Raw genomic sequence first — 25736 nt, 5'->3', positions numbered from 1 at the left:
TGGGCATGTGCTTGACCGAGCGGCACGGGTCATGGCGACTCTCCCTGGCCGACCCGGTCGGCAATGTGCTGCGGCACCGGTATCTGGATCTCCAGCAACTGTTGGGCGAACGCCTTGCCCTGGGGATCGATGCGCAGACTGGCGACACCGCCCCCGCCGAGGGCGTTTTCCAGCAGGAAATTCAAACTGTGGGTGCCCGGCAGGTACCAGCGTTCGACCCGGCCCAGCAGTGGGTCGAGCACGTGGCTCATCCAATCGACCATCACCTCCGGGGTCAGCGCCTCGGCGATCCAGGGCAGGTATTCGGGTTCCCGGGCGATCACGCCGATGTTGCTGTGGTTGCCCTTGTCGCCGGAGCGCGCCACCGCCAGTTTGATCAGTGGCACGCTGGCGTCGGCCCGGCCCTGGGCTTTGGGCAGGTCCGGGGCGACGGGCAGATCGATGGTGTGCAGCGGTTTGAAAGCGGGCAGGGGGCAAGGGTGACGCTGGCCGTCGAGTTCAATCTCGAGCCGGCAGGTGGCCTTGTCGATCAGGAACGAGAACAGGCGAATCAACGGCGACACCGTCGGCCGGCCGCCGACCAGCCCTGTCAGCCCTGGCGCCATGCCGGTGGCGGCTTGGGCGATTTCCCTGGAAAACAGCACCAGCGGCTGTTTCTCCGGGTGCCGAACCGCCAGCTTGATCACCACCTCACGACTGTCCCGGCGCTGACTGTGCTGGCCGTAAGTGGCTTCGCTGCCCAGCAGTTCGATGTTCACTTCGCTGTAGGGCGACCAGCCTCGTTGGCTGAAAATCTGTGAGGTCTTGGCGACGATTGCCTGGCTGACGCGTTCGGCCTTGGCCACCGCATCAATGCCGGCGATCAGGCAGGTGGCGGTGCAGCGCCAGCCGTCCGGCCAGGTGGCGCTGACCTTGTATTGATCGGTGGGCGGCAAGCCCTTGGCACCGTGGACGCGCACGGCGTGCTTGCCTTGCTGGATCAACCTGACCTGGCTGAAATCACAGATCACGTCCGGCAATAGATAGCCTTGCGGGTCGCCGATTTCGTAGAGCAACTGCTCGCCGACGGTCAATGGCGTGACCAATCCGCCGCTGCCTTCGGCTTTGGTGACCGTGAATTGGCCGTCGGCGCTGACCTCGACGATGGGAAAGCCGATGTGCTCGTAATCCGGCACTTGCTGCCAGTCGGTGAAGTTGCCGCCCGTGCACTGGGCGCCGCACTCGATCAGGTGCCCCGCCAGTGCGGCCTGGGCCAATCGGTCGTAATCGTCCCAGGCCCAGTCGAATTCATGCACCAGGGCGGCGCTGACCACGGCGCTGTCCACCACGCGACCGGTGATCACCACATCGGCCCCCAGGCGCAACGCCTCGACGATGCCGGGGGCGCCGAGGTAGGCGTTGATGGACACGCACGCGCAGGGCAGGGGTTCGCCACTGAACATTTCGCGAATGCCCTGGGCGGCGAGCCGTTCGAATTGCGGTTGCAGGTCATCGCCCAGCAGCACGGCGATCTTCAACGGCACGCCCCGCTGGTCGCAGGCCGCTTGCAGGGCCTTCGCACAGGCCCGGGGATTGACCCCGCCGGCGTTGCTGATGACACGGATCCCGTTGTCATGCAAACGCTGTAGCAACGGTGTGAGGACCTCGATGAAGTCCGTGGCGTAGCCGCTCGAAGCATCCTTCAGCCGCGCCCCGGCCATGATCGACATCGTCACCTCGGCCAGGTAGTCGAACACCAGGTAATCCAGCGCCCCGCCCTCGACCAGTTGCGCCGCCGCAGTACAGGTATCGCCCCAGAAGGCGCTGGCACAACCGATACGGATCGTTTTGGGCATGGCGTCCCTCCGGCAAAGGTGGTTCGAGACTACCAAGCAAGCGCTTGGTTTGTAAACGACCGCTGGTTCTTCTGGCCGAGCGCTTGCTTGGTTGCCTCGGTCAGCTTAAATTGCCCGCGCCACTGATGGTTTGGTGTGCAATTGCTCGCGCGTTGGTTGATCGACTGTAGGAGAGAATGGGTGGACGAGCAAAAAGCCCTGGGCGTGATGCGGGAGCTGGTCGACAACGGGCAACTGACCGACCCGGACAGTGCGCGCGGCAAACTGCTCCAGACCGCCGCCCACCTGTTTCGCAACAAAGGCTTCGAGCGCACCACGGTGCGTGACCTGGCCAGTGCCGTGGGCATTCAGTCGGGCAGCATTTTTCACCATTTCAAGAGCAAGGACGACATCCTGCGGGCGGTGATGGAAGAAACCATCCGTTACAACACCGCATTGATGCGCGCAGCCCTGGCCGAGGCCGACAGTGTGCGTGAGCGGGTATTGGCGCTGATCCGCTGCGAATTGCAGTCGATCATGGGCGGTACCGGCGAGGCCATGGCGGTGCTGGTCTATGAATGGCGTTCGTTATCGCAGGAAGGGCAGCGGCACGTGCTGGCCCTGCGTGATATTTATGAAGACTTGTGGCTCGAGGTCCTGGGCCAGGCCAAGGAGGCCGGGTATATTCGCGGTGACGTGTTCATTACCCGGCGGTTCCTCACGGGAGCGTTGTCCTGGACCACCACCTGGTTTCGCGCCGAAGGCAGCCTGAGCCTCGATGAGCTGGCCGAGCAAGCCCTGATCCTGGTGCTTGAAGAAAAACAATAATCGAGCAATACCTTAAATGACCGTGCGTGGCTGGCTAAGTGACTGAAACCGCCTAGCTTGATTGTTATTGATGGGGACTTTTGGGGAGTGGGTTATCTTGACGTTTTCGCCGATGGGGATGACCTCGCGTCTGGTGCTGGCTGCTCTGGCCGTTTTCCTGGTGTTGCCGACCGAGGCAGCGCAACTGGTACGGATCGGTGCGGCGCATTTTCCGCCTTATACCGTTCGTCCTGAGAACGGCGCCGACACCGGCCTGCTGCCGCAAATGGTGGAGGCCTTGAACCAGGCGCAAACCGACTATCAGTTCGTGCTGGTGCCGACATCGATCCCGCGTCGCTTCAATGATTTCAAGCAGGGCCGGGTCGACATGGCGATTTTCGAGAATCCCGAATGGGGTTGGCAGGAGGTGCCGCACACGTCGGTGGACATGGGCCTGGAAGATGCGGAAGTCTTCGTCGCCCAGCGCCAGCCGGAACGCCAGCAAAGTTATTTCGCCGACCTCAGGGGCAAGCGCCTGGCGTTGTTCAGCGGTTATCACTACGCCTTTGCCGAATTCAACGCCGACCCCAAGTTTCTCGCCGGTCAATACAACGCCACGCTGACGTATTCCCACGACAGCAATCTGCTGATGGTCCTGCGCGGGCGCGCGGATATCGCCCTGGTGACCCGTTCGTACCTCAATGATTACGTGCTGCGCAATCCCGAAGTCGGCCCGCAATTGCTGGTGTCTGAGCGCATCGATCAGGTTTACCACCATTACGCGCTGATTCGGCCACAGGCGCCCATTTCCAGTGAAGCGTTCGCACAGTTGCTGCAAACGCTGCGGGATAACGGTCAGATGCTGAAGATTTTCCAGCCCTATCAGATCCAGCTGGTCTCCACGCATTCCCACTGAGGGCGACACTAAATTTCCCGCCCCGGCTCACGTCACACGTTGACTACCGACGAATACGCGAGCCGCTCCCATGTCCAACCTCAACCACCCGACGACGTTGCCCTTGCCCGGCGGCCGTCGCCTCGGCGCCGATGAAACCGAACGCCACCTGAGCCTGATGCTCGAAGGTGCGCCGCTGATCCGGCTGCGCCTTGCGCGCGGTCCCGAGCTGCACGTGCACTTGCAGGAGATCAACGACCGACCAGTAGGCCCGGCGCTATGGGCGGCCTGCTATTGGCTGTTTGCTCACCATCCCGACTGCCAGCGCTTGACCTGGCACCTCGACGAGCGCCCCGGCGAAGCCTTGCTCAGCGGTTTGTTGACGGCCACTGAACGTGCCGGTGAGTACTTTTGCGAGCGCACAATGTTCTGGCAATTACCGCAGCCCTGGCTGGGGGAGTCGTTCAACGGCAGTTACCCGCAACAGATGGTCATCACCGATGGCCGCCGCCATCCACGTCGGCCCATCAAACCCCGTGGCGAAGTGTATCGGCGTTTCGATGCGCGGCTGGGGGCCTGGGTGTCCTTGCGCACCCTGGAAATCGAGCAGGATTTGGAACGTTTCAACCGCTGGCAGAACAGCCCGCGGGTGGCGAGCTTCTGGCAGGAGGAGGGCAGCCTGGAACAGCATCGCCAGTACCTGGGCAAGCTGCAGGCCGATCCCCGGGTCTTGACCTTGATCGGCTGTTTCGATGACCAGCCGTTCGCTTATTTCGAAGCCTATTGGGCCAAGGAAGATCGGATCGCGCCGTTCTATGACGCCGGCAACTACGATCGCGGCATCCACATGTTGGTGGGTGAAGAGCAACACCGAGGGCCGCACAAGGTGGCCAGTTGGCTGTCGGCGCTGGTGCATTACCTGTTCCTGGACGATCCGCGCACCCAGCGCGTGGTCGCCGAGCCCCGGGCCGACAATGCCCGGATGATCGGGCACCTGCACAACCAGTGTTTCCACTGTGAAAAGGAATTTGATTTCCCTCACAAACGCGCGGCGCTGATGATCCTGGGGCGTGAGCGGTTTTTTGATCGGTGTGGGTTGATGTAAGGGTAGGGGCGGTCATCAGGCCGCCATCGCGGGCAAGCTCGCTCCCACAGGGATTTGTGGTGAACACCAACGTTGTGAACACCCAAATCCCTTGTGGGAGCGAGCTTGCTCGCGATGGGGCCAGCAAAGCCACTGCAAAATCACCGCCGGGCGAAGGTATCCCCGCGAACCCCCGACACCTTGCGGCAATGCACCAGGGCATCGCGGATCATGAAGTTCACCAGGGTCGGCGAGACCCCCAGTTCCTTGGCGATGTCCTTCTGTGGCACGCCATGCAGGCGATACATCTCGAACGCATAGCGGGTGCGGCTGGGCAGTTCGGTCAGCGCGTCGGCGATGTGTTCCAGCGTGGAAAAGTTGATATGGGAGGTTTCTGGCGAAGCACCCTGGATCACCACGTTCAACCCTTCCTCTTCCGGCCCCGAGTATTTCTGTTCCAGCGCCTGCTTGCGGTAGTGGTCGATCGCCAGGTTGCGCACGATCTGGAACAGATAGCTGAGCTGCGCCTTGAACGAGGAGGTGATCTGGGGCGCCGATTGCAGCCGGAAAAATGCGTCCTGCACCACGTCCTCCGCGCGGGATCGGCAGCCGGTAATGCGTGCCGCGATCTTGACCAGGATCAATCGGTTGTCCACGAATGCCTGGAGTAACGGTGAGTCGCACCTGCTTGTGGATACTTGTTCCGTCATGGAATTCACCTTGCTGCAAAAAGTTAGCAGGACGTCCGGATGCCGGACCCGTCCTACACATCGAGCGCCAAATTAGGCTTAATGATAATGATTGTCAATTGAGAAGAAGAATTATTGATGCAATAAAGTCCAGCCTCGGCACCGCGACCCATTGCCGCGGTGCCTGGCAGCTGGCTGCTTCGCAGCAGGCCTCGGTGAGTCGGCTGCCCGACTAATTATTTGCCGCGGTTATCCGTTCCATGGGGGACAACTTGCAAGCCGAATTCAGGCAGGAAACCCCCATGACCGACGCGTTCGAACTCCCCAGCACCCTGGCTCATGCCCTCCAGCGCCGCGCCGCGTTGACGCCGGACCGGGTGGCCCTGCGCTTCCTTGCCGACACCCCCGGGCAGGGTGTGGTGTTGAGTTATCGCGACCTGGACTTGCGTGCCCGGACTATCGCCGCCGCTTTGCAGGCCGAGGCCGCGCTGGGTGATCGCGCCGTGCTGCTGTTCCCCAGCGGCCCTGACTACGTCGCGGCGTTCTTTGGTTGCCTCTATGCCGGGGTGATTGCCGTGCCGGCCTATCCGCCGGAGTCCACCCGTCGTCATCATCAAGAGCGCTTGCTGTCGATCATTGCCGACGCCGAACCGCGCCTGTTGCTCACCCGCAGTGATCTGCGCGAGCCGTTGCAAGCCATCGAATCGGCGCCGCCGGTGTTGTGTGTCGATACCCTCGACCCGTCCCGTGCCGGGCAATGGCGGATGCCGACGCTGCAGGACGATGACATTGCCTTCCTGCAATACACCTCCGGCTCCACCGCGTTGCCCAAGGGTGTGCAGGTCAGCCACGGCAACCTGGTGGCAAACGAGTTGCTGATCCGCCATGGCTTTGGCATCGACCTGAACCCTGATGACGTCATCGTCAGTTGGCTACCGCTGTACCACGACATGGGCTTGATCGGCGGTTTGCTGCAGCCGGTGTTCAGCGGCGTCCCGTGCGTACTGATGTCGCCGGCCTACTTCCTGGCCCGCCCCCTGCGTTGGCTCGAAGCGATCAGCGAATACGGCGGCACCATCAGCGGTGGCCCGGACTTCGCCTATCGGCTGTGCAGCGAACGGGTCAGTGACTCGGCCCTGCAGCGTCTCGACCTGAGCGGCTGGCGCGTGGCCTATTCCGGTTCCGAGCCGATCCGCCTCGACACCCTGGAACGTTTTGCCGAGAAGTTCGCCCCGTGCGGTTTCACGCCGGACAATTTCATGGCCTCCTACGGCCTGGCCGAAGCGACCCTGTTCGTCGCCGGCACGCCACGCCGCCACGGCATTCCTTCGCTGCGGGTGGATGATGCGGCACTGGCGCAAAACCGAGCCGAGCCGGGGCAGGGCAGTGCGGTGATGAGTTGCGGTGTCAGTCAGCCCGGGCACGCGGTGCTGATCGTCGAGCCCGCTACGGCGCAGCCGTTGGCCGACAATCAGGTCGGTGAAGTCTGGGCTGCCGGCCCGAGCATCGCCCTGGGCTATTGGCGCAACCCCGAAGCCAGCGCCAAGACCTTTGTCCAGCACGATGGCCGGACCTGGCTGCGTACCGGCGACCTGGGTTTCCTGCGCGACGGTGAGCTGTTCATCACCGGTCGCTTGAAAGACCTGTTGATCGTGCGCGGGCATAACCTCTATCCCCAGGACATCGAGCAAGCCATCGAGCGCGAAGTGGAGGTGGTGCGCAAGGGGCGCGTGGCCGCGTTCGCGGTCAACGATGGTGGCGAGGAAGGCATCGGCATCGCCGCGGAAATCAGCCGCAGCGTGCAGAAAATCTTGCCGCCCGAAGCCTTGATCAAAGCCATTCGCCAAGCCGTGGCCGAGGCCTGCCAGCAAGCCCCGAGCGTGGTGGCGCTGCTCAATCCCGGCGCGTTGCCCAAGACCTCCAGCGGCAAGTTGCAGCGCTCGGCGTGCCGCAGTCGATTGGCCGACGGCAGCTTGGACAGTTATGCACAGTTCCCGTCAGCCGAGGTAGAAGACGCTGATGAGTCTGCGCCGTCCTCCGAGCTGCAAACGCTCATCGGCCAAATCTGGCGGGAGCAGCTGCAGGTCGAACAAGTCCAGGCTGACGATCACTTCTTCCTGTTGGGCGGTAATTCCATCGCCGCCACCCAGATGATCGCACGACTACGGGAGATCCTGGGGCTGGAACTGAACCTGCGCCTGCTGTTCGAAGCCCCGACCCTGGCCGCGTTCGCCGAAGCGGTGGCGAACCAGCAACAGGACGGCGGCCAGCCTCAAGGAGCGATCAGCGCATTGTCGCGGGACGAAGCGTTGCCGCAATCCCTGGCCCAGAACCGTTTGTGGATTACCTGGCGGCTTGACCCGACGAGCCATGCCTACAATATTCCCGGCGCCTTGCACCTGCGCGGCGAGCTGGACGAAGACGCGTTGCGCACCAGTTTCCAGCAACTGATCGAGCGTCATGAGTCCCTGCGCACGCGGTTCCTGGAGCGCGATGGCGTGGCGCTGCAACAGATCGATCCAGCAGGGGAATTCAAGCTGCATGTCATCGACCTCGGCGACCTGCCTGCCGACTCGCGCGAAGCCCGGGCGCGGCAGGTTCGAGAAGACGAAGCGGCCACGCCGTTCGATCTGGAGAAAGGGCCGCTGCTGCGGGTCACCCTGTTGCGCCTCGACGAGGATGATCACCAACTGCTGGTGACGTTGCACCACATCATCGCCGACGGCTGGTCGATGAGTGTCTTGATCGAAGAATTCTCCCGCTTGTACGCCGCCGCCTCCCAAGGCCAGGTTGCTGAACTGGCGCCATTGCCGTTGCAATACGCCGACTACGGCAGTTGGCAACGCCAATGGCTCGCCCAGGGCGAGGCCGAGCGCCAACTGAGCTACTGGAAGCAGCAACTGGGCGCTGAACAATCGGCCCTGGTGCTGGGCACGGATCACCCACGCAGCGCGCAACGCCAGCGCAGCGCCGCGCGGCACAGCCTGCGCCTGGACAAGGACCTCGGCGAGGCCCTGCGCCACGTGGCCCAGGCCCATGACGCGACGCCGTTCATGCTGTTGCTGGCGGCTTTCCAGGCGCTGTTGCAGCGTTACACCGGGCAATCCGACATTCGCATTGGCGTGCCCAACGCCAACCGTCCGCGCCTGGAAACCCAGGGGCTGATCGGCTTTTTCATCAACACCCAGGTGCTGCGCGGGCAGGTCGATTCCCGTCAACCGTTTGCCGCGTTGCTGGCCCAGGCCCGGGAAGCCACGCTCGGGGCCCAGGCCCACCAGGACTTGCCATTCGAACAACTGCTCGAAGCGATTCCCGAGGCGCGCGAGCAAGGCCTGTTCCAAGTGATGTTCAACCACCAGCAGCGTGACCTGAGTGCCTTGCGCCGTCTGCCGGGGCTGCTGGCCGAGGAGTTGCCGTGGCATAGCCGCGAAGCCAAGTTCGACCTGCAATTGCACAGCGAAGAAGACCGCAATGGCCGGTTGACCCTGTCGTTCGACTACGCCGACGAACTGTTCGAGGCGGCGACCATCGAGCGGTTGGCAACGCATTACGGCAATCTGTTACGGGCGGTCTGTGCCGGTCCGCAGCAAGCCATCGGCGATGTACCGTTATTGACCGCCGATGAACACAGCCAACAGCAGCAGTGGAGCGCGGCCCCATGCGCGCCGGCCAGCCAATGGCTGCCGGAGTTGTTGAACGAGCAGGCCCGCAACACGCCGCAACGGATCGCCCTGCGCTGGGACGGTGGTCAACTCGATTATGCCGAGCTGCACGCCCAGGCCAATCGCCTGGCCCATTACCTGCGGGACAAGGGCGTGGGCCCGGACGTGTGCGTAGCGATTGCCGCCGAGCGTTCGCCGCAGTTGCTCATCGGTGTGCTGGCCATCATCAAGGCCGGCGGTGCCTATGTGCCGCTGGACGCGGACTACCCGGCCGAACGCCTGGCCTACATGCTCGACGACAGCGGCGTCGACTTGCTGCTGACCCAAACCGCGCTGCTCGAACGTTTGCCAGCTTGCGACGGCGTCAGTGTCATCGCCATGGACGCCCTGCACCTGGAACAATGGCCGAGCAACCCGCCGGGTCTGCATCTGCACGGCGACCACCTGGCCTACGTGATCTACACCTCCGGCTCCACCGGCCAGCCCAAGGGCGTCGGCAATACCCACGCGGCTTTGGCTGAGCGCCTGCAATGGATGCAAGCGACCTATGGGCTGGATGCCATCGATGTGCTGATGCAAAAGGCCCCCATCAGTTTCGACGTGTCGGTCTGGGAATGCTTCTGGCCGCTGATCACCGGCAGTCAACTGGTGCTGGCTGGCCCCGGTGAGCACCGTGACCCGCACCGCATCGCCCAGTTGGTGCAGCAGTTTGGCGTCACCACGCTGCACTTCGTACCGCCGCTGCTCAGCCTGTTTGTCGATGAACCACTGAGCGCCCGCTGCACCAGCCTGCGCCGGCTGTTCTCTGGTGGCGAGGCCTTGCCCGCCGAACTGCGCAACCGGGTGTTGGCGCAACTGCCGTCAGTGCAATTACACAACCGCTACGGCCCGACCGAAACCGCGATCAACGTCACCCATTGGCATTGCACCGAGGCCGATGGCGAGCGCTCGCCGATCGGCCGGCCCTTGGGCAACGTCCTGTGCCGGGTACTCGACAGCGACCTCAATCCCGTGCCGGCCGGCGTGCCAGGCGAGCTGTGCATTGGCGGCCTGGGCCTGGCCCGGGGTTACCTAGGGCGTCCGGGCCTGAGCGCCGAGCGTTTTGTTGCCGACCCATTGGGACAGGCCGGTGCGCGGTTATACCGTACCGGTGACCGTGCGCGTTGGAACGCCGACGGCGTGATCGAGTACCTTGGCCGCCTCGACCAGCAGGTCAAGCTGCGCGGTTTTCGGGTCGAGCCACAGGAAATCGAAGCGCGCCTGCTGGCCCAGGACGGCGTCGCCCAGGTCGCGGTGCTGGTGCGCAACACCTCGGCCGGCCCGCAGTTGATCGGTTACTACACCGCGCCGGAGGTCGCCCAAGGCCAGGATGAATTGAACACCCGGCTCAAGGCCGCCCTGGCCGCCGAACTGCCGGATTACATGGTGCCCGCCCAACTGCTGCGCCTGGACGTCATGCCTTTGAGCCCGAGCGGCAAGCTCGATCGCCGCGCCTTGCCCGAGCCGCAGTGGCAGGTGCGCGAGCACGTCGAGCCGGCCAGCGTCCTCGAGCAACAAATCGCCGGCATCTGGCGCCAGGTGCTGGGCCTTGCGCGCATTGGCCTGCGGGACGATTTCTTTGCGCTCGGCGGTCATTCGCTGCTGGCGACCCAGATCATTTCCCGCACCCGCCAAACCTGCGATGTCGAACTGCCGCTGCGCACTTTGTTCGAGGCCAGTGAGCTGGGGGCCTTCGCCGAACAGGTGCGCTTGATCCAGGCCAGCGGCCAGGCCAACCGCCAGCCACCGATCGAGAAGGTTGACCGCAGCCAACCGGTGCCGCTGTCCTACTCCCAGCAGCGCATGTGGTTCCTCTGGCAGATGGAGCCGGACAGCCCGGCCTACAACGTCGGTGGCATGGCGCGCCTGCGCGGGGTGCTGGATGTCGGGCGCTTCGAGGCGGCCTTGCAGGCGTTGATCCTGCGCCACGAAACCCTGCGCACCACGTTCCCGAGCGTTGACGGCGTGGCCCACCAGCAGGTGCACGGCGAGACGGGCCTGCGCATGGACTGGAAGGACTTCTCGATGCTGGCCTTTGATGTCCGCGAACAGCGGGTGCAGCAACTGGCCGACAGCGAGGCCCACAAGCCCTTCGACCTGGAAACCGGACCGCTGCTGCGGGCCTGCCTGGTCAAGACCGCCGAGCATGAGCATTACTTTGTGCTGACGCTGCACCACATCGTCACCGAAGGCTGGGCGATGGACATTTTTGCCCGTGAACTGAGCGCGCTGTACGAAGCCTTTATTGACGATCGCGAATCGCCCCTGGAACCCTTGCCGGTGCAGTACCTGGACTACAGTGTCTGGCAGCGTCAGTGGTTGGAGTCCGGCGAGCGTCAACGGCAGTTGGACTACTGGACCACGCAACTGGGTCGCGAACATCCGCTGCTGGAGCTGCCCGGCGATCGCCCGCGTCCGTCGGTGCAAAGCCATCGCGGTGAACTGTTCCGTTTCGACCTCAGCGATGATTTGGCGGCGCGGGTCCGTGCCTTCAACGCGCAACAGGGCCTGACCCTGTTCATGACCATGACCGCCGCCCTGGCCGTGTTGCTCTACCGCTACAGCGGCCAGACCGACTTGCGCATCGGCGCGCCGGTGGCGAACCGCATCCGCCCGGAAAGCGAAGGGCTGATCGGTGCGTTCCTCAACACCCAAGTGTTGCGTTGCCAGCTCGACGGGCAGATGTCGGTGGGCGAGCTGTTCGAACAGGTGCGCCACACCGTCATCGAAGGCCAGTCCCACCAGGATTTGCCGTTCGATCATCTGGTGGAAGCCCTGCAACCGCCGCGCAGTGCGGCCTACAACCCGTTGTTCCAGGTGATGTGCAACGTGCAGCGCTGGGAATTCCAGCAGAGCCGCACGTTGGCCGGCATGACGGTGGAATACCTGGTCAACGACGCCCGGGCCACCAAGTTCGACCTCAACCTGGAAGTCACCGACCTGGACCAGCGCCTGGGTTGCTGCCTGACCTACAGCACCGACCTGTTCGACGAACCACGCATCGCGCGCATGGCCGGGCACTGGCGCAATCTGCTGGAAGCGTTGCTGGACGATCCGGCCCGACGCCTGAGCGAACTGCCGTTGCTGGACACCCGCGAGCAGCAACAACTGCTCGACAGCCTGGGCGTCGAGCCTGGTGAGCATCACCTGGATCGATGCCTCCATGAGTTGTTCGACGAACAGGCGCGGATGCGTCCCGATGCGCCGGCCCTGACTTTTGCCGGGCAGACCCTGACGTATGCGCAACTGGACAGCAGTGCCAATCGTCTGGCCTGGATGCTGCGCGAGCGGGGCGTCGGGCCGCAGGTGCGGGTGGGCCTGGCCCTGGAGCGTTCGCTGGAAATGGTCATTGGCCTGCTGGCGATTCTCAAGGCCGGCGGTGCCTATGTGCCGCTGGATCCGGAATACCCGCTGGATCGCCTGCACTACATGATCGAAGACAGTGGCATCAGCCTGTTGCTCAGCGACCGGGCGATGCTCCAGGCCCTCGGTGCATTGCCCGACGGCGTGGGCTGCTGGTGCCTGGAAGATGATTCGCCGGCCTTGGCGCAGTACCCGGATCACGCGCTGCCGCTGATCAACCTGCCGCAACACCAGGCCTACCTGATCTACACCTCCGGCTCCACCGGCAAGCCCAAGGGCGTGGTGGTGTCCCATGGTGAAATCGCCATGCATTGCCAGGCAGTGATCCAGCGTTTCGGCATGCGCCCGGACGATTGCGAGCTGCATTTCTATTCCATCAACTTCGATGCGGCCACTGAACGTCTGCTGGTGCCATTGCTCAGTGGCGCCCACGTGGTGCTGCGGGCCCAGGGCCAATGGGACGCCGAGGAAATCTGCGGGCTGATTCGCCAGCATCGCATCAACATTCTTGGCTTCACCCCCAGCTACGGCAGCCAGCTGGCGCAGTGGCTGGCGACGCAGGGACAGACCCTGCCGGTGCGCATGTGCATCACCGGTGGCGAAGCCCTGACGGGCGAGCATTTGCAGCGCATTCGCGCGGCGTTCAACCCGAGCCTGTTCTTCAATGCCTATGGTCCGACCGAAACCGTGGTCATGCCTCTGGCGAGCCTGGCCCCCGAGCAATTGGAGGAGGGCGCGGCCAGTGTGCCGATTGGCAGCGTGATTGGCGCCCGCATGGCGTACATCCTCGACGCCGACCTGGCGTTGGTGCCGCCAGGCGCCACCGGTGAGTTGTATGTGGGTGGCGCCGGTCTGGCCCAGGGTTATCACCAGCGTCCGGGGATGACCGCCGAGCGTTTCGTCGCCGACCCGTTCGCCACCGACGGTGGGCGCCTGTATCGCACCGGCGACCTGGTGCGCCAGCGTGCCGATGGGCTGGTGGAGTACCTGGGACGGATCGACCATCAGGTGAAAATCCGCGGCTTCCGTATCGAGCTGGGGGAAATCGAAACCCGTTTGCTGGAACATGACGCGGTGCGCGAGGCCGTGGTACTGGCCCTCGACACGCCGGGGGGCAAGCAACTGGCCGGCTATCTGGTGAGCGACGTCGCCAGCCAGGACGACGGGCGACAAGCGGCCCTGCGCGACGCCTTGAAAAACCACCTCAAGGCCCAGTTGCCGGACTACATGGTGCCCACGCACCTGATCCTGCTGGCGAGCATGCCGCTGACCGCCAACGGCAAGCTCGACCGCCGCGCCTTGCCGATGCCCGATCCCGAACTCAATCGCCAACACTACGTGGCGCCGAGCAATGCCCTGGAACAGACCTTGGCGGCGATCTGGTGCGACGTGCTGAACGTGACGCAGGTGGGCCTCAACGATAATTTCTTCGAGCTGGGCGGCGATTCGATCCTGTCCATCCAGGTGGTCAGCCGCGCTCGGCAGCAGGGCATTCATTTCACCCCCCGGGACTTGTTCCAGCACCAGACCGTGCAGACTTTGGCCGCGGTTGCCACGCGCAGCCAGCAGGTGCTTGCCGAGCAGGGCCTGTTGCAGGGTGAGTCCGGGCTGACGCCGATCCAGCACTGGTTCTTCGAGCGCCCGATCCCCAACCGGCATCACTGGAATCAGGCGCTGGTGCTGGAGCCGACTACGGCGCTGGCGCCGCAACCGCTGGAACAGGCACTGCGCAGCCTCCTCCAGCACCATGATGCCTTGCGCCTGGGCTTCGACGAAAGCACCGGGCACTGGCAGGCCGAGCACCAGCCGTTGTCTGACGCGGCGCTGTTGCGGCACGTGTCCGTGGACACCGCGCAGGATTGCGAAGCGTTGTTTGCCGAGACGCAGAGCCGTTTCAATCTGGCCACCGGGCCATTGCTGCGCGCAGTGCTGGCGCAGTTCCCCGACGGCCAGCAACGGTTGCTGATCGTCATCCATCACCTGGTGGTCGACGGTGTGTCGTGGCGGGTGTTGATGGACGATTTGCAAACCGTCTACCGCCCGCTCGCCATCGGGCAGGCGGCGCAATTGTCAGCCAAGACCAGCCCAATGCGGGACTGGGCCGCGCGCTTGCAGGCTTACGCCGGCAGCGAATCTCTGCGCGAAGAACTGGCGTGGTGGCAAGCACAGTTGAGCGGCGCGCAGGTGCCGCTGCCGTGCGCGAATCCCGAGGGCGGGCTCCTGGAGCGTCATGCTGAAACTGTCAGCGTACGCCTGGACGCCGAGCGCACCCGGCAACTGTTGCAACAGGCGCCGAGCGCCTACCGCACCCAAGTCAACGACCTGCTGCTTACCGCCCTGGCCCGTGTGCTGTGCCGCTGGAGCGGCCATGCCTCGACCCTGGTCCAGCTTGAAGGCCACGGCCGCGAAGCGCTGTTCGACGACATTGACCTCACCCGCACCGTCGGCTGGTTCACCAGCGTCTATCCCGTGCGCCTGAGCCCAGCGACCGAAGGCTTCGGAGCGTCTATCAAGGCCATCAAGGAACAATTGCGCGCAGTGCCCCACAAGGGCCTCGGCCATGGCGTATTGCGCTACCTGGCCGACGCCGCGACTCGCCAGACGATGGCCAACCTGCCGCATGCGGCGATCACCTTCAACTACCTGGGCCAGCTTGACCAGACCTTGGGTCATGATGCGCTGTTCCAGCCGCTGGATGCGCCGTTGGGGGCGATCCACGATCCCGACGCGCCGCTGCCCAATGAGCTGAGTGTCGACAGCCAGGTCAGCGGTGGCGAGTTGCTGCTGCGCTGGACGTTCAGCCGCGAACGGCATGATCGTCAGGCCATCGCGACCCTGGCCGGTGCCTACCTCGATGAGTTGCAACGCCTGATCGAGCACTGCCTGACAGACGAGGCGGGCGGCCTGACACCATCGGACTTCCCCTTGGCGAAGCTGACCCAGGGCCAGCTCGACAGCCTGCCGGTGCCGGCCGGGCAGATCGAGGACGTCTACCCGCTGACGCCGATGCAGGAAGGCATGCTTCTGCACACCTTGCTGGAACCGGGCACGGGCCTGTACTACATGCAGGATCGCTACCGCATCAACAGCGAACTGGACCCGCAGCGTTTTGCCCAGGCCTGGCAGGCGGTTATCGCCCGTCACGAAGCCTTGCGCGCGTCGTTCTGCTGGAACGTTGGCGAAGACATGCTGCAAATTATCCACCGGCCCGGCAGCACGCCGGTGGATTATCTCGACTGGTCCGAGGTGCCCGAAGACGCCCAGGAAGCCAAGCTCCAGGCACTGCTCAAGAACGAACGCGAGGCCGGTTTCGATCTGTTGAACCAGGCGCCATTCCATCTGCGGCTGATTCGGGTCGGCGCGGCACGCTACTGGTTCATGATGAGTAACCACCACATCCTCATCGATGCCTGGTGCCGTTCGCTGCTGATGGATGACTTCTTCGAGATCTACACCGCCCTGGGTGAAAACCGCGAACCGCAGTTGACCGTGCCGCCGCGCTATCGCGACTACATCGGCTGGTTGCAGCACCAGAGCCTGGCCGAAGCCCGCCAGTGGTGGCAGCGCAACCTGCAAGGTTTCGAGCGGACCACGCCGATCCCTGGCGACCGGCCGTTCCTGCGCGAGCACGCCGGTGACAGCGGCGGCATGATCGTCGGCGACTGCTACACCCGTCTCGATGCCCGGGACGGAGCACGGCTGCGGGAACTGGCCCAGGCCCATCAACTGACGGTCAACACCTTCGCCCAAGCGGCGTGGGCCCTGGTGCTGCGGCGGGTCAGCGGCGACCGCGACGTGCTGTTCGGCGTCACCGTGGCCGGGCGCCCGGTAGAGCTGCCGCAGATGCAACGCACTGTGGGGCTGTTCATCAATAGCATCGCTTTGCGCGTGCAGATGCCCGAGGACCATCAACGTTGCAGCGTGCGCCAGTGGCTCAGCGATTTGCTGGACCACAATATGCAACTGCGCGAATACGAATACCTGCCGCTGGTGAGCATCCAGGAGGCCAGCGAACTGCCCAAGGGCCAGCCGCTGTTCGACAGTTTGTTCGTGTTCGAGAATGCGCCCGTGGAGGTCTCGGTGCTGGACCGCGCCCAAAGCCTCAACGCCACTTCGGACTCGGGCCGCACCCACACCAACTTCCCGCTGACGGCGGTCTGCTACCCGGGCGATGACCTGGGGCTGCACCTTTCGTACGACCAGCGCTACTTCGATGAAGCCACCGTCCAGGGCTTGCTGAGTGAGTTCAAGCGGCTGCTGCTGGCGCTGATGGAGGGCTTGCACGGTGACATGAGCGAGTTGCCGCTGATCGGTGCCCAAGAGCAGGATTTCCTGATTGAAGGCTGCAACCAGAGCGAACATGCCTATCCGTTGGAACAGAGCTACGTCGAGCTGTTCGAGGCGCGGGTCGCGGCTCATCCCCACCGCCCTGCGGTCAGTTGCCTGGACACGAGCTACAGCTACGCCGAGCTGAATGCACGCAGCAACCGCCTCGGCCACGCCCTGATCGCTGCCGGTGTCGGCCTGGATCAGCCCGTAGCGCTGCTGGCCGAGCGGGATGCCGAGTTGCTGGGCATGATCGTCGGCAGCTTCAAGGCCGGTGCCGGCTACCTGCCGCTGGATCCCGGCCTGCCGAGCCAGCGCCTGGGCCGCATCATCGAATTGAGTCGCACGCCGTTACTGGTTTGCACCCAGGCCTGCCAGGCCCAGGCCCAGGCGTTGCTGGACGAGTTCGCCTGCTCCGGACGACCGAAGTTGCTGGTGTGGGAAGCCGTCCAGGCCAGCGCTCTTTCGCTGGAAAACCCAGGGGTCTACAGCGGGCCGGATAACCTCGCCTACGTGATCTACACCTCCGGTTCCACCGGCCTGCCCAAAGGCGTGATGGTGGAGCAGCGAGGGATGCTCAATAACCAACTGAGCAAAGTGCCGTACCTGGCGCTGAGCGAGGTGGATGTGATTGCCCAGACGGCGTCCCAGAGCTTCGATATTTCGGTCTGGCAGTTCCTGGCCGCGCCGTTGTTCGGTGCCCGGGTCGACATCGTGCCCAACGCCATCGCCCACGACCCGCAAGGGCTGCTGGAGCATGTGCAGCAGCAGGGCATCACCGTGCTGGAAAGCGTGCCGTCGCTGATCCAGGGCATGCTCGCCCAGGAACGCATCGGTCTGGACGGCTTGCGCTGGATGCTGCCCACCGGCGAAGCGATGCCGCCGGAACTGGCCCACCAGTGGTTGTTGCGTTATCCGGACATCGGTCTGGTCAACGCCTACGGCCCGGCGGAATGCTCCGATGATGTGGCGTTCTTCCGGGTGGACCTGGCCTCGACCCGTGGTACGTATCTGCCGATTGGCACCCCCACCGACAACAATCGTCTGTACCTGCTCGACGGCGCGCTGGACCTGGTGCCGCTGGGCGCGGTGGGTGAGTTGTGCGTGGCGGGCATCGGGGTTGGCCGCGGTTATGTCAGCGATCCCCTGCGCACCGCCCCGGTCTTTGTGCCGAACCCGTTCGGGGCACCGGGAGAGCGACTGTACCGCACCGGCGACCTGGCGCGGCGGCGCAGCGATGGGGTGTTGGAGTACGTCGGGCGCATCGACCATCAGGTGAAGATCCGCGGCTACCGCATCGAGCTGGGTGAAATCGAGGCGCGCTTGCATGAACAGCCGGAAGTGCGTGATGGGGCGGTGGGTGTGCAGGAGGGCGTCAATGGCAAACATCTGGTGGGCTATCTCGTTGCCACCGACTCGGCGCTCAAACCCGCCGAACGCCTGGAACGCATCAAGCAGCGCCTGCGGGCCGAATTGCCGGAATACATGGTGCCGCTGCACTGGCTGTGGCTCGAGCGCCTGCCGCTCAACGCCAACGGCAAGCTCGACCGCAAGGCCTTGCCGGCCCTGGAGATCGGCCAGTTGCAAAGCCAGGACTACCAAGCCCCCGGCAATGAACTGGAGCAGACCCTGGCAGACATCTGGGCCCAGGTGCTGAAAGTCGAGCGGGTGGGGGTGCGGGACAACTTCTTCGAACTGGGTGGGCATTCCTTGCTGGCGACGCAAATCGCCTCACGGGTGCAAAAGGCCCTGCAACGCAACGTACCGCTGCGGGCGATGTTCGAATGCAGCACGGTGCAGGAACTGGCCGACTACATCGATGGGCTGGCGGCCAGCGAGATCACCGAGGAGAAGGTGGATCGGTTGAATGATTTGATGGCGGAGTTGGAAGGCATGTAGTTTTGCGGCGTCTATAAAGACCTCATCGCGAGCGAGCTCGCTCCCACAGTGGTTTGTGTACGACGCGAATCTTCTGTGCGAGCTTGCTTGCGATGACTTTATTTTTTGCAACACTCTTCCGGTTTACTGAAAAAGGTCACGCCGGAAGCAAATGCGCCAATCTTCTGGAGGCTGTCATTGACCGCATCCAGCAAACCGAACTGTTCCGGGGTCTGGGAGTTGTCATACGCGGCCAGAATCGCCTCGAAGAATTGCAGTTTCCCCCTGGCTCGCTGGCCGGACGGTTTGTCCGTGTTGGCAGCCTTGGGCTTCAGGAGATCAACTTGCTCTTGGGCGAACGCTTGAAGCTCAGCTTTAGTCATGAGGGTTCTCCATCCGCTGTCGTTCCGAGTGTCCAAGCTATCGCCGGCGCTGCGGCAAATCTACTGTCAGACTTTACAGGTCCGTTCAGGCAGAGATAGCTGTGGCGATTGACGATTGGCCGTTTATCGGGTCAGGCTGCCGGGGCTTTGCACATTCAGACAAGGAGTTTCTCGATGCCAATTGCAATGATCGACGGACAACCCCTTTACTATCTGGACCAGGGTCAGGGCCCGGTGGTGCTGCTGGGCGGCAGCTATCTGTGGGACCACGCCATGTGGGCGCCGCAGATCGAGGTGTTGTCCAGGCATTACCGGGTGATCGCTCCGGACCTTTGGGGCCATGGCCAGTCGGGGCAAATGCCGGAGGGCATGAGTTCGCTGAACGATCTGGCCCGCCAGATGATGGAGCTGCTGGATTACTTGAGCATCGACTGCTTCCACCTGGTGGGGCTTTCGGTGGGCGGGATGTGGGGGACGCGGCTGGCGCTGGCGGCGCCCACGCGGATCCAGTCGCTGGTGCTGATGGACACTTACGTGGGCGTCGAGCCAGAACAGACCCGTCAGTACTACTTTTCACTGTTCGACAAGATCGAAGCCAGCGGCAGCATTCCCGAGCCGTTGCTGGACATCATCGTGCCGATCTTCTTCCGGCCGGGCATCGACCCGCAGTCGGCGCTCTACCAGCAGTTTCGCGCCACATTGGCCGCGCTGCCAAGCGATCGCCTGCGCGCCAGCATCGTACCGCTGGGGCGGATCATTTTCGGTCGGGACGACATCCTGCCGCGCCTGCATGCGCTGGATGCCAAGGGCACAGTGGTGATGTGCGGCGACCAGGACAAACCGCGTCCGCCGTCCGAGTCGCGGGAAATGGCCGAGCTGATCGGTTGCCCCCACGTGGTGATTCCGGACGCGGGGCATATTTCCAATCTGGAGAATCCGGAATTCGTGACCGGGGCGTTGCTGAAGTTCCTGACGCGCAAGCACTGAAATTGTGGCGAGGGGATTTATCCCCGTTGGGCTGCGAAGCAGCCCTGAAACCTGACACCTCGGTGAACCTGACAAACCAAGTCGACAGCATTGGGGCCGCTTCGCGCCCCAGCGGGGATAAATCCCCTCGCCACAGGTGTTTGTCCAGGGCTTTACTTCGGCCCGAGAATCTTCACCAGTTTGTCCGGCGACGGCGCGCCTTGCTGCTGTTGCAGCTCGCCTTTTTCATCCAGATAGAAAATCGCCGGTGTGGCGGACAGTTCCAGTTCGTCCATCAACTGTTGGTTGGCGTCCAGTTTTGCCTGGATGGCCGGCGGTATGTCCTTGAGCGGTTTGAGCGGGCTGCCCTTGCCGGCCTTTTCATGCTCGGCCAGGGCTTTTTCCGGGTCCTTGGCCGCCAGCAAGGCGGCGGATTTACCTGGGCTGTCTTCGCGGATGATGCCCACCATGATGTGGCGCAACTGCACCTTGCCGGCCTTGACCCAGGGCCGAGCCTGTTCCCAGAACATGTTGCAGTACGGGCAGTTCGGGTCGCTGAACAGGTACACCGTGCGCGGTGCGTCCTTGTTGCCGTCGGCGATCCAGTTGCTGCCCTCCATCTTCGCCCAGATGGCCTTGGCCATCGGTGCATAAACCAGTTTTTGCAGTGGCTCGGCGCTCAGGTCCTTGCCGTCGGCGTCGTACAGGTTGCCCAGCAGGACGTGTTGCCCATCCGGGGTCAGGTACAGCGCCATGCCACGGTTCTGGTATTGCGCCGCGTAACCGCGCAAGCCGTCCGGCGCGTCGAAGGTGCCGATGATTTTCGCGCCCTTGGCTTCGATCTTCTTGATCGCTGCAGGCAATTCTTCGGCCTGGAGCAGCGGGGCCTGCGACAGTGCGGTGGCGACGGCCAGGGTCAGCAGGTGGCGGAGGCGGGGCATGGCGTTTTCCTTGTGGCGGAGTGGGGCGTTATGGACAAGTCCGGCGTTTCGAAGTTTTCCAGGGCGCGAGCCAGGCTCGCTTCCGACAATTCCCCCAGGTGGCTGCCCAGCAGGTGGCCATCGGCGCTGTAGAACAGGGTGGTCGGCAGGGCCATGGAGCCGACAGCCTGGCCGAGGCGGCCGCTGCCATCGAACAACACGTTGTCCAGGCTCAGGCCTTGGGTGGCGAGGTAGGTGCTGACGCTTTGCATGCTTTCGGCCTGATTGACGAACAGGAAGGTCAGGTCCGGACGCTGTTGCTGGGCTTCTTCGAGCACCGGCATTTCACGCCGGCAGGGCGGGCACCAGGTGGCCCATAGATTGATCACCAGGGGGCCGCCCTGGTAATCGGTGAGTTTCACGGTCTCGCCGTCGGCGGTGCGCAGGGTGATGTCTGGCAGCCGCGTGCCTTGTTCATAAATCGTCAACGACAGGGTCGCCACCAGCCAGAACAGCAAGCCGCTGCCGACGCCGAAGCCCAATGGTCGGCGCAGGGGCGGACGGCGCCGTGCCCACAACAAGGCGGCAATCAGCAGCGCCACGATGCCCGGCCAGGCCAGGAAGCCACCGTCGCGCAGGTCGACGATCTGCCACGGGTCGTCCCGGTAATGTTGCCAATAGGCGACGACGAAGCCGACCCGTGCAGCCAGCAGGCCCAGTAGAAACAGCACGAACAGTACCGACTCGGGGTTTTCGCCCCCGCGCTTGGCCACCCGCCAGCCCACGAAGGTCGCCAGCGCCAGGGCGCTGATGAGCAACAGGTGGTTGAGGGCGATGGCAAAGGTGCCCAAGGTGAACGTCAGCATCAGCGCGCGTCCCGGGTGAGGTTCCAGCGCTCCAGGAACGCCTTGGCGTCGACTTCCCCGGTGATCCGCTGGCTGCGGCGTTCTTCACCGTCGGCGCCGATCCACAGCAGGCTCGGCGGCCCCGGCACTTGGTAACGGCCCAGCAGTTCCCGGCTGGCGGGGTTGTCGGCGGTGACGTCCAAGCGCAGCAGGCGCACACCGTTCAGGGCGTCGAGCACTTCGCGGCGACCGAAGACCTGTTTTTCCATGATCTTGCAGGACACGCACCAGTCGGCGTAGTAGTCCAGCAGCACCCACTGGCCCTGGGCCTTGGCGGCGTCCAGTTCCCGCTGCAGGGCGGTGGGCTCGCTGACCGTGACGAACGCATCGTGGGCACTGACGGTCGCGCGGCCCTCGGTGCCGGCGTAGACCTTCAGGGGCTGGAAGAAATCATCGCCGCCGCCCGCGGCGCCAATTACCAGCAGGCTGCCCCACAGGCCGAACAGCAACGAAGCGCTGCCGCAGACATAGGCGATGCGGCCGAACCCTTCGGTCTGGCGCCAGGCGCTGTAGGCGGCGATCAACAACAGCACGCCCCACAGGCCGACCCACAACGAACCGTCGATGATCGGGCGAATCATCAGCAACGCGGTGCCCAGGAACAGGAAGCCGAACACGCCCTTGAGCAGGTTCATCCAGGCGCCGGGCTTGGGCAGGAAGCGGTTGCCCACGGTCACCAGCAGCAACAATGGCAGGCCCATGCCGATGCCCATGGTGAACAGGATCAGCCCGCCGTGCAGCGCATTGCCGCTCTGGGCGATGTACAACAGCGCGCCGGCCAGCGGCGCGGTCATGCACGGGCCCACCAACAGGCCGGACAGCGCCCCGAGGATCCCGGCACCCACCAGGCTGCCGCCGCGGCGCTGGCGCCCGGCGTTTTCCAGGCGGTCACGCAGGGCGGCCGGCAATTGCAATTCGAAGAAGCCGAACATGGGCAGCGCCAGCAACACGAATACCGCCGCGAAGCTGCCCAGCAGCCACGGTTGTTGCAGCAGCGCCTGGAGGTTGGCGCCCAGCAGCGCGGCGAGCACGCCCATGGCGGCGTACACCAGGGCCATGCTGATCACGTAGCTGCCGGCCAAGGCCAGGCCGCGTCTCGGCCCGGCGCCGCTGCCTACCACCAGCCCGGCCAGGATCGGCAGCATCGGCAGCGAACAGGGGGTGAACGCCAGCAGCAGGCCCAAGCCGAAGAACACCAGCAGGCTCCAGCCCAAGGCCCGTTGTTGCAGGCCGCTGGCCAGGGCCTGGTCCGGCGCCTCGCCGCTGGCCGCCACCGGTGCGCTGCCACCCAGGTCGACCACTTGGGTCTGGGGTGGATAGCACAGGCCGGCGTCGGCGCAGCCCTGGAAGCCGACCTTGATCTTGCCCGTGGCACCGGCCGGAATCTTCAGCTCCAGCGCCTGGCGATAGACCTGCTGGTCGCCGAAAAACTCGTCGCTGTGGGCTTCACCCTCCGGCAGCTTGGGTTTTTGCGCCTCGGCCAGGCCATCGAACTTGAGCCGCTGCTGATACAAGTAGTACCCATCGGCGATCTGCCAGAACAGCTGGGTTTCACCGGAGTCCAGGCGTTCGGAGGTAAACACGAACGCCTTTTCCACCGGCAGGAAATCGGGTTTGGTTTCGAAGGGATTGGCGGCCTGGGCCAGGCCCGAGATCAGGAACAGCCACAGCAAAAACAATCGACGCATGGATAAAGCCTTAGAACGAAGCAAGTGGAAAACACAATGGCGGCTGGCGATTAACCGTCGATTAACCCGGCGACGACCGGCAGGCAGCAATGATCGCCCATGTTGGCCGTACTCGTCGCATAATGTCGGCTTAATCGGCCGGCGGCCTAATGTACCTTTTTCCACGGGGCTTACCATGCGCGTACTGGTCTGCGAAGACGATGAGTTGATTGCCAGCGGGATCGTTGCCGGCCTTACGGCGCAGGGCCTGACTGTCGAGCACGTCGCCACCGCATCGGCGGCGCGGGCGATGGTCGGCGTGGCGGAATTCGACGTCATGGTGCTGGATCTGGGATTGCCCGACGAGGACGGTCTCAAGCTGCTCAGGCAACTGCGCCAGCAGGGGATGCAGACGCCGGTGCTGATCCTCACTGCCCGAGACTCGGTAACCGACCGGGTCGACGGCTTGCAGGCCGGCGCCGATGACTACCTGCTCAAACCCTTCGACCTGCGCGAGCTTGCGGCGCGCCTGCACACGTTGCTGCGGCGCGTGGCGGGGCGCAGCGTCAACCTGATCGAGCACGGTCGCTTGACCTACGACCCCAGCAGTCGGGAAACCACCCTGGACGGCCAGCCGGTGGATCTGTCCCGGCGCGAGCAATCGCTGTTGCAGGCGCTGCTGCACAGTCGCGGCCGGGTGCTGTCCACCGAACAACTCAAGGACAGCGTCTACGGCTTCAACGACGAATTGGAAAGCAACGCCCTCAACGTCCATATCCATCACCTGCGGCGCAAGTTGGGCAACGGGATTGTCGAGACTGTGCGCGGCCTGGGCTATCGCCTGGGGCCGGCCGAAGGTGGAGAGCCCTCCAAGTGATGAGCCTGCGACTGCGCCTGAGCCTGACCCTCGGCGCGGCTTTCGCCCTGATCTGGGCCCTGGCCGCGGTGTGGATGCTCAGTGACCTGCGCAACCAGATGATGTTCTCCCTCGACCAGCGCCTGGTGGCCTCGGCGCGGATGGTTGCCGGGTTGCTGGAACAGATGCCGCCGCTGCCCAGCAAGGGCGACGGCACGCATTTGAGTTCCGAGCAATTGAGCATTCCCGGCGGCATGGCCTGTCAGGTCAGCTCCTTGCGCGGCGAGATTCTGGCCCGCAGCCACGGCACCCCAGAGCAAACCCTGGAAGCCGAGAAAATGGGCTTCCACGACCAGATGATCGATGGTGCGCCCTGGCGCAGCTTCACCCTGGCCCGGGGTGACTTGCGCATCACCACCGCCGACCGCCAGATCGAGCGCGAGGCCCTGAACATGTCGATACTGCTGGCCGCCTCGGTGCCGGTGGGCGTGGCATTGCTCGGTTGTCTGTGCCTGTTGTGGCTGGGCATCGGCCAGGGCCTGGCACCACTCAATCGCATGCGCGATGCGCTGATGCGGCGCAGCGCCGATTCCCTGGAGCCCTTGCAGATCCATCCACTGCCCAGCGAATTGCGACCGCTGCTGGAGACCCAGAACCAGTTGTTCCAGCGCATCGGCAAGACCATCGAGCGCGAGCGACGGCTGACCGGCGACGCCGCCCACGAGCTGCGCAGCCCGCTGACCGCGATCAAGACGCACCTGCAAGTGGCGCGCATGACCGAGGGCGCCGCCCGCGACCAATCCCTGGCCCGGGCCGAGGAGGGCACCGACCGCATGCATCGCACGCTCGAACAGTTGCTGCTGCTGGCGCGGGTAGAAGGTAGCCTGTCGTTCGACGATGGCGTGCAATGCAACGCCGAGCAGGTCGCCCGGCTGGCGATCCAGGATGCCGCCAGCAGTGATTCCCGGCGGATCAGGTTGCACGTATCCCCAGGGTTGTCCGATGCACCGGTGCAGATGCCGGCGGTGCTCTCCATCGCCGCCTTGCGCAACCTGCTGGATAATGCCCTGCGCCATACTCCGGACGATACCGAGGTGGAGCTGAGCCTGGAGATGGTCGGCCAGCGCGTGCGCTTCCAGGTCCGCGACCACGGCCCCGGCATCGCCGCCGACGACATCCAACACCTGACCCAGCGCTTCTGGCGCAATGGCCAGAGCACCGGCTGCGGCCTGGGGCTGGCGATCGTCCAGGCCATCGTCCAGCGTTGCGGTTGCGGCCTGCATTTCGACACGCGCCCGGATGGGCTGCGGGTCGAGTTGACGGTGCCGGTGCAGCAGCCCCTGCTCAAGTGAGTGGTTCCGTGGCGAGGGAGCTTGCTCCCGCTGGGCTGCGCAGCAGCCCCAGAACCAGGGGACGCGGTGAGTCTGACGGTTCCGGGCGACGGATTTGGGCCCGCTTCGCGGTCCAGCGGGAGCAAGCTCC

The 25736-nt window shown here is 64.3% G+C and carries 13 protein-coding genes; 7 read left to right on the top strand and 6 right to left on the bottom strand.

What is annotated here, in order from left to right:
• Window positions 1-29: 29 nt before the first annotated feature.
• Window positions 30-1835, bottom strand: a complete 1806-nt coding sequence (locus tag TK06_RS12160; protein WP_063322282.1) for an acyclic terpene utilization AtuA family protein — start codon at window positions 1833-1835, stop codon at window positions 30-32.
• 180 nt (window positions 1836-2015) lie between these two features.
• Here TK06_RS12160 and TK06_RS12155 point away from each other — a divergent pair, with 180 nt between their 5' ends.
• From TK06_RS12155 to TK06_RS12145, 3 genes are all read left to right on the top strand, one after another.
• The gene (locus TK06_RS12155; RefSeq protein WP_063322281.1) at window positions 2016-2642 is read left to right on the top strand and encodes a TetR/AcrR family transcriptional regulator; all 627 of its coding nucleotides are present in this window, start codon (window positions 2016-2018) and stop codon (window positions 2640-2642) included.
• A 118-nt stretch (window positions 2643-2760) separates the two neighbouring features.
• The gene (locus tag TK06_RS12150; RefSeq protein WP_063325140.1) at window positions 2761-3537 is read left to right on the top strand and encodes a substrate-binding periplasmic protein; all 777 of its coding nucleotides are present in this window, start codon (window positions 2761-2763) and stop codon (window positions 3535-3537) included.
• A gap of 70 nt (window positions 3538-3607) precedes the next feature.
• The gene (locus TK06_RS12145) at window positions 3608-4621 is read left to right on the top strand and encodes a GNAT family N-acetyltransferase (RefSeq protein WP_063322280.1); all 1014 of its coding nucleotides are present in this window, start codon (window positions 3608-3610) and stop codon (window positions 4619-4621) included.
• Between the two features lie 140 nt (window positions 4622-4761).
• On the opposite strand, the gene TK06_RS12140 is transcribed toward TK06_RS12145, so the two are convergent.
• A complete protein-coding gene (locus TK06_RS12140; RefSeq protein WP_024619408.1) occupies window positions 4762-5310 on the bottom strand; it encodes an RNA polymerase factor sigma-70 in 549 nt (182 codons plus the stop codon).
• Between the two features lie 281 nt (window positions 5311-5591).
• On the opposite strand from TK06_RS12140, the gene TK06_RS12135 reads away from it, so the two are divergent.
• The gene (locus TK06_RS12135; protein WP_063322279.1) at window positions 5592-18578 is read left to right on the top strand and encodes a non-ribosomal peptide synthetase; all 12987 of its coding nucleotides are present in this window, start codon (window positions 5592-5594) and stop codon (window positions 18576-18578) included.
• Window positions 18579-18676: 98 nt separating this feature from the next.
• On the opposite strand, the gene TK06_RS12130 is transcribed toward TK06_RS12135, so the two are convergent.
• Window positions 18677-18940 carry a hypothetical protein gene (locus TK06_RS12130; RefSeq protein ID WP_063322278.1) on the bottom strand — a complete coding sequence of 88 codons (264 nt, stop codon included), beginning with the start codon at window positions 18938-18940 and terminating at the stop codon, window positions 18677-18679.
• Between the two features lie 174 nt (window positions 18941-19114).
• Between TK06_RS12130 and TK06_RS12125 the strand changes: the two genes are divergently transcribed.
• Complete coding sequence (locus TK06_RS12125) at window positions 19115-19927, top strand: alpha/beta fold hydrolase (protein WP_063322277.1); 813 nt, start codon at window positions 19115-19117, stop codon at window positions 19925-19927.
• 152 nt (window positions 19928-20079) lie between these two features.
• Here TK06_RS12125 and dsbG read toward each other — a convergent pair whose 3' ends face one another.
• The 3 genes from dsbG to dsbD are packed head-to-tail and all read right to left on the bottom strand — an operon-like array spanning window position 20080 to window position 23419.
• Window positions 20080-20847 carry a thiol:disulfide interchange protein DsbG gene (gene dsbG / locus TK06_RS12120; protein ID WP_063322276.1) on the bottom strand — a complete coding sequence of 256 codons (768 nt, stop codon included), beginning with the start codon at window positions 20845-20847 and terminating at the stop codon, window positions 20080-20082.
• The gene (locus TK06_RS12115; RefSeq protein ID WP_063322275.1) at window positions 20823-21692 is read right to left on the bottom strand and encodes a TlpA family protein disulfide reductase; all 870 of its coding nucleotides are present in this window, start codon (window positions 21690-21692) and stop codon (window positions 20823-20825) included. The genes dsbG and TK06_RS12115 overlap by 25 nt, the downstream gene beginning before the upstream one ends.
• The gene (gene dsbD / locus TK06_RS12110) at window positions 21692-23419 is read right to left on the bottom strand and encodes a protein-disulfide reductase DsbD (RefSeq protein WP_063322274.1); all 1728 of its coding nucleotides are present in this window, start codon (window positions 23417-23419) and stop codon (window positions 21692-21694) included. Before dsbD ends, TK06_RS12115 begins: the two co-directional genes overlap by 1 nt.
• A gap of 175 nt (window positions 23420-23594) precedes the next feature.
• On the opposite strand from dsbD, the gene TK06_RS12105 reads away from it, so the two are divergent.
• Together TK06_RS12105 and TK06_RS12100 are read left to right on the top strand one after the other, a co-directional pair.
• A complete protein-coding gene (locus TK06_RS12105; RefSeq protein WP_063322273.1) occupies window positions 23595-24275 on the top strand; it encodes a response regulator in 681 nt (226 codons plus the stop codon).
• The gene (locus TK06_RS12100; RefSeq protein ID WP_063322272.1) at window positions 24272-25606 is read left to right on the top strand and encodes a sensor histidine kinase; all 1335 of its coding nucleotides are present in this window, start codon (window positions 24272-24274) and stop codon (window positions 25604-25606) included. The genes TK06_RS12105 and TK06_RS12100 overlap by 4 nt, the downstream gene beginning before the upstream one ends.
• Window positions 25607-25736 lie beyond the last annotated feature (130 nt).

The sequence above is a fragment of the Pseudomonas fluorescens genome, from assembly GCF_001623525.1.
Taxonomy (GTDB): Bacteria; Pseudomonadota; Gammaproteobacteria; order Pseudomonadales; family Pseudomonadaceae; genus Aquipseudomonas; species Aquipseudomonas fluorescens_Q.
This window is presented reverse-complemented; position numbering and strand designations above follow the sequence as displayed.

Bases quoted from the DNA above. Each gene is read 5' to 3' on its own strand.
- TK06_RS12150 (WP_063325140.1), top strand. From the start codon at position 2,761: ATGACCTCGCGTCTGGTGCTGGCTGCTCTGGCCGTTTTCCTGGTGTTG.
- TK06_RS12125 (WP_063322277.1), top strand. From the start codon at position 19,115: ATGCCAATTGCAATGATCGACGGACAACCCCTTTACTATCTGGACCAG.
- dsbG (WP_063322276.1), bottom strand. From the start codon at position 20,847: ATGCCCCGCCTCCGCCACCTGCTGACCCTGGCCGTCGCCACCGCACTG.
- TK06_RS12145 (WP_063322280.1), top strand. From the start codon at position 3,608: ATGTCCAACCTCAACCACCCGACGACGTTGCCCTTGCCCGGCGGCCGT.
- TK06_RS12115 (WP_063322275.1), bottom strand. From the start codon at position 21,692: ATGCTGACGTTCACCTTGGGCACCTTTGCCATCGCCCTCAACCACCTG.
- TK06_RS12140 (WP_024619408.1), bottom strand. From the start codon at position 5,310: ATGACGGAACAAGTATCCACAAGCAGGTGCGACTCACCGTTACTCCAG.
- TK06_RS12160 (WP_063322282.1), bottom strand. From the start codon at position 1,835: ATGCCCAAAACGATCCGTATCGGTTGTGCCAGCGCCTTCTGGGGCGAT.
- TK06_RS12105 (WP_063322273.1), top strand. From the start codon at position 23,595: ATGCGCGTACTGGTCTGCGAAGACGATGAGTTGATTGCCAGCGGGATC.
- TK06_RS12130 (WP_063322278.1), bottom strand. From the start codon at position 18,940: ATGACTAAAGCTGAGCTTCAAGCGTTCGCCCAAGAGCAAGTTGATCTC.
- TK06_RS12135 (WP_063322279.1), top strand. From the start codon at position 5,592: ATGACCGACGCGTTCGAACTCCCCAGCACCCTGGCTCATGCCCTCCAG.
- dsbD (WP_063322274.1), bottom strand. From the start codon at position 23,419: ATGCGTCGATTGTTTTTGCTGTGGCTGTTCCTGATCTCGGGCCTGGCC.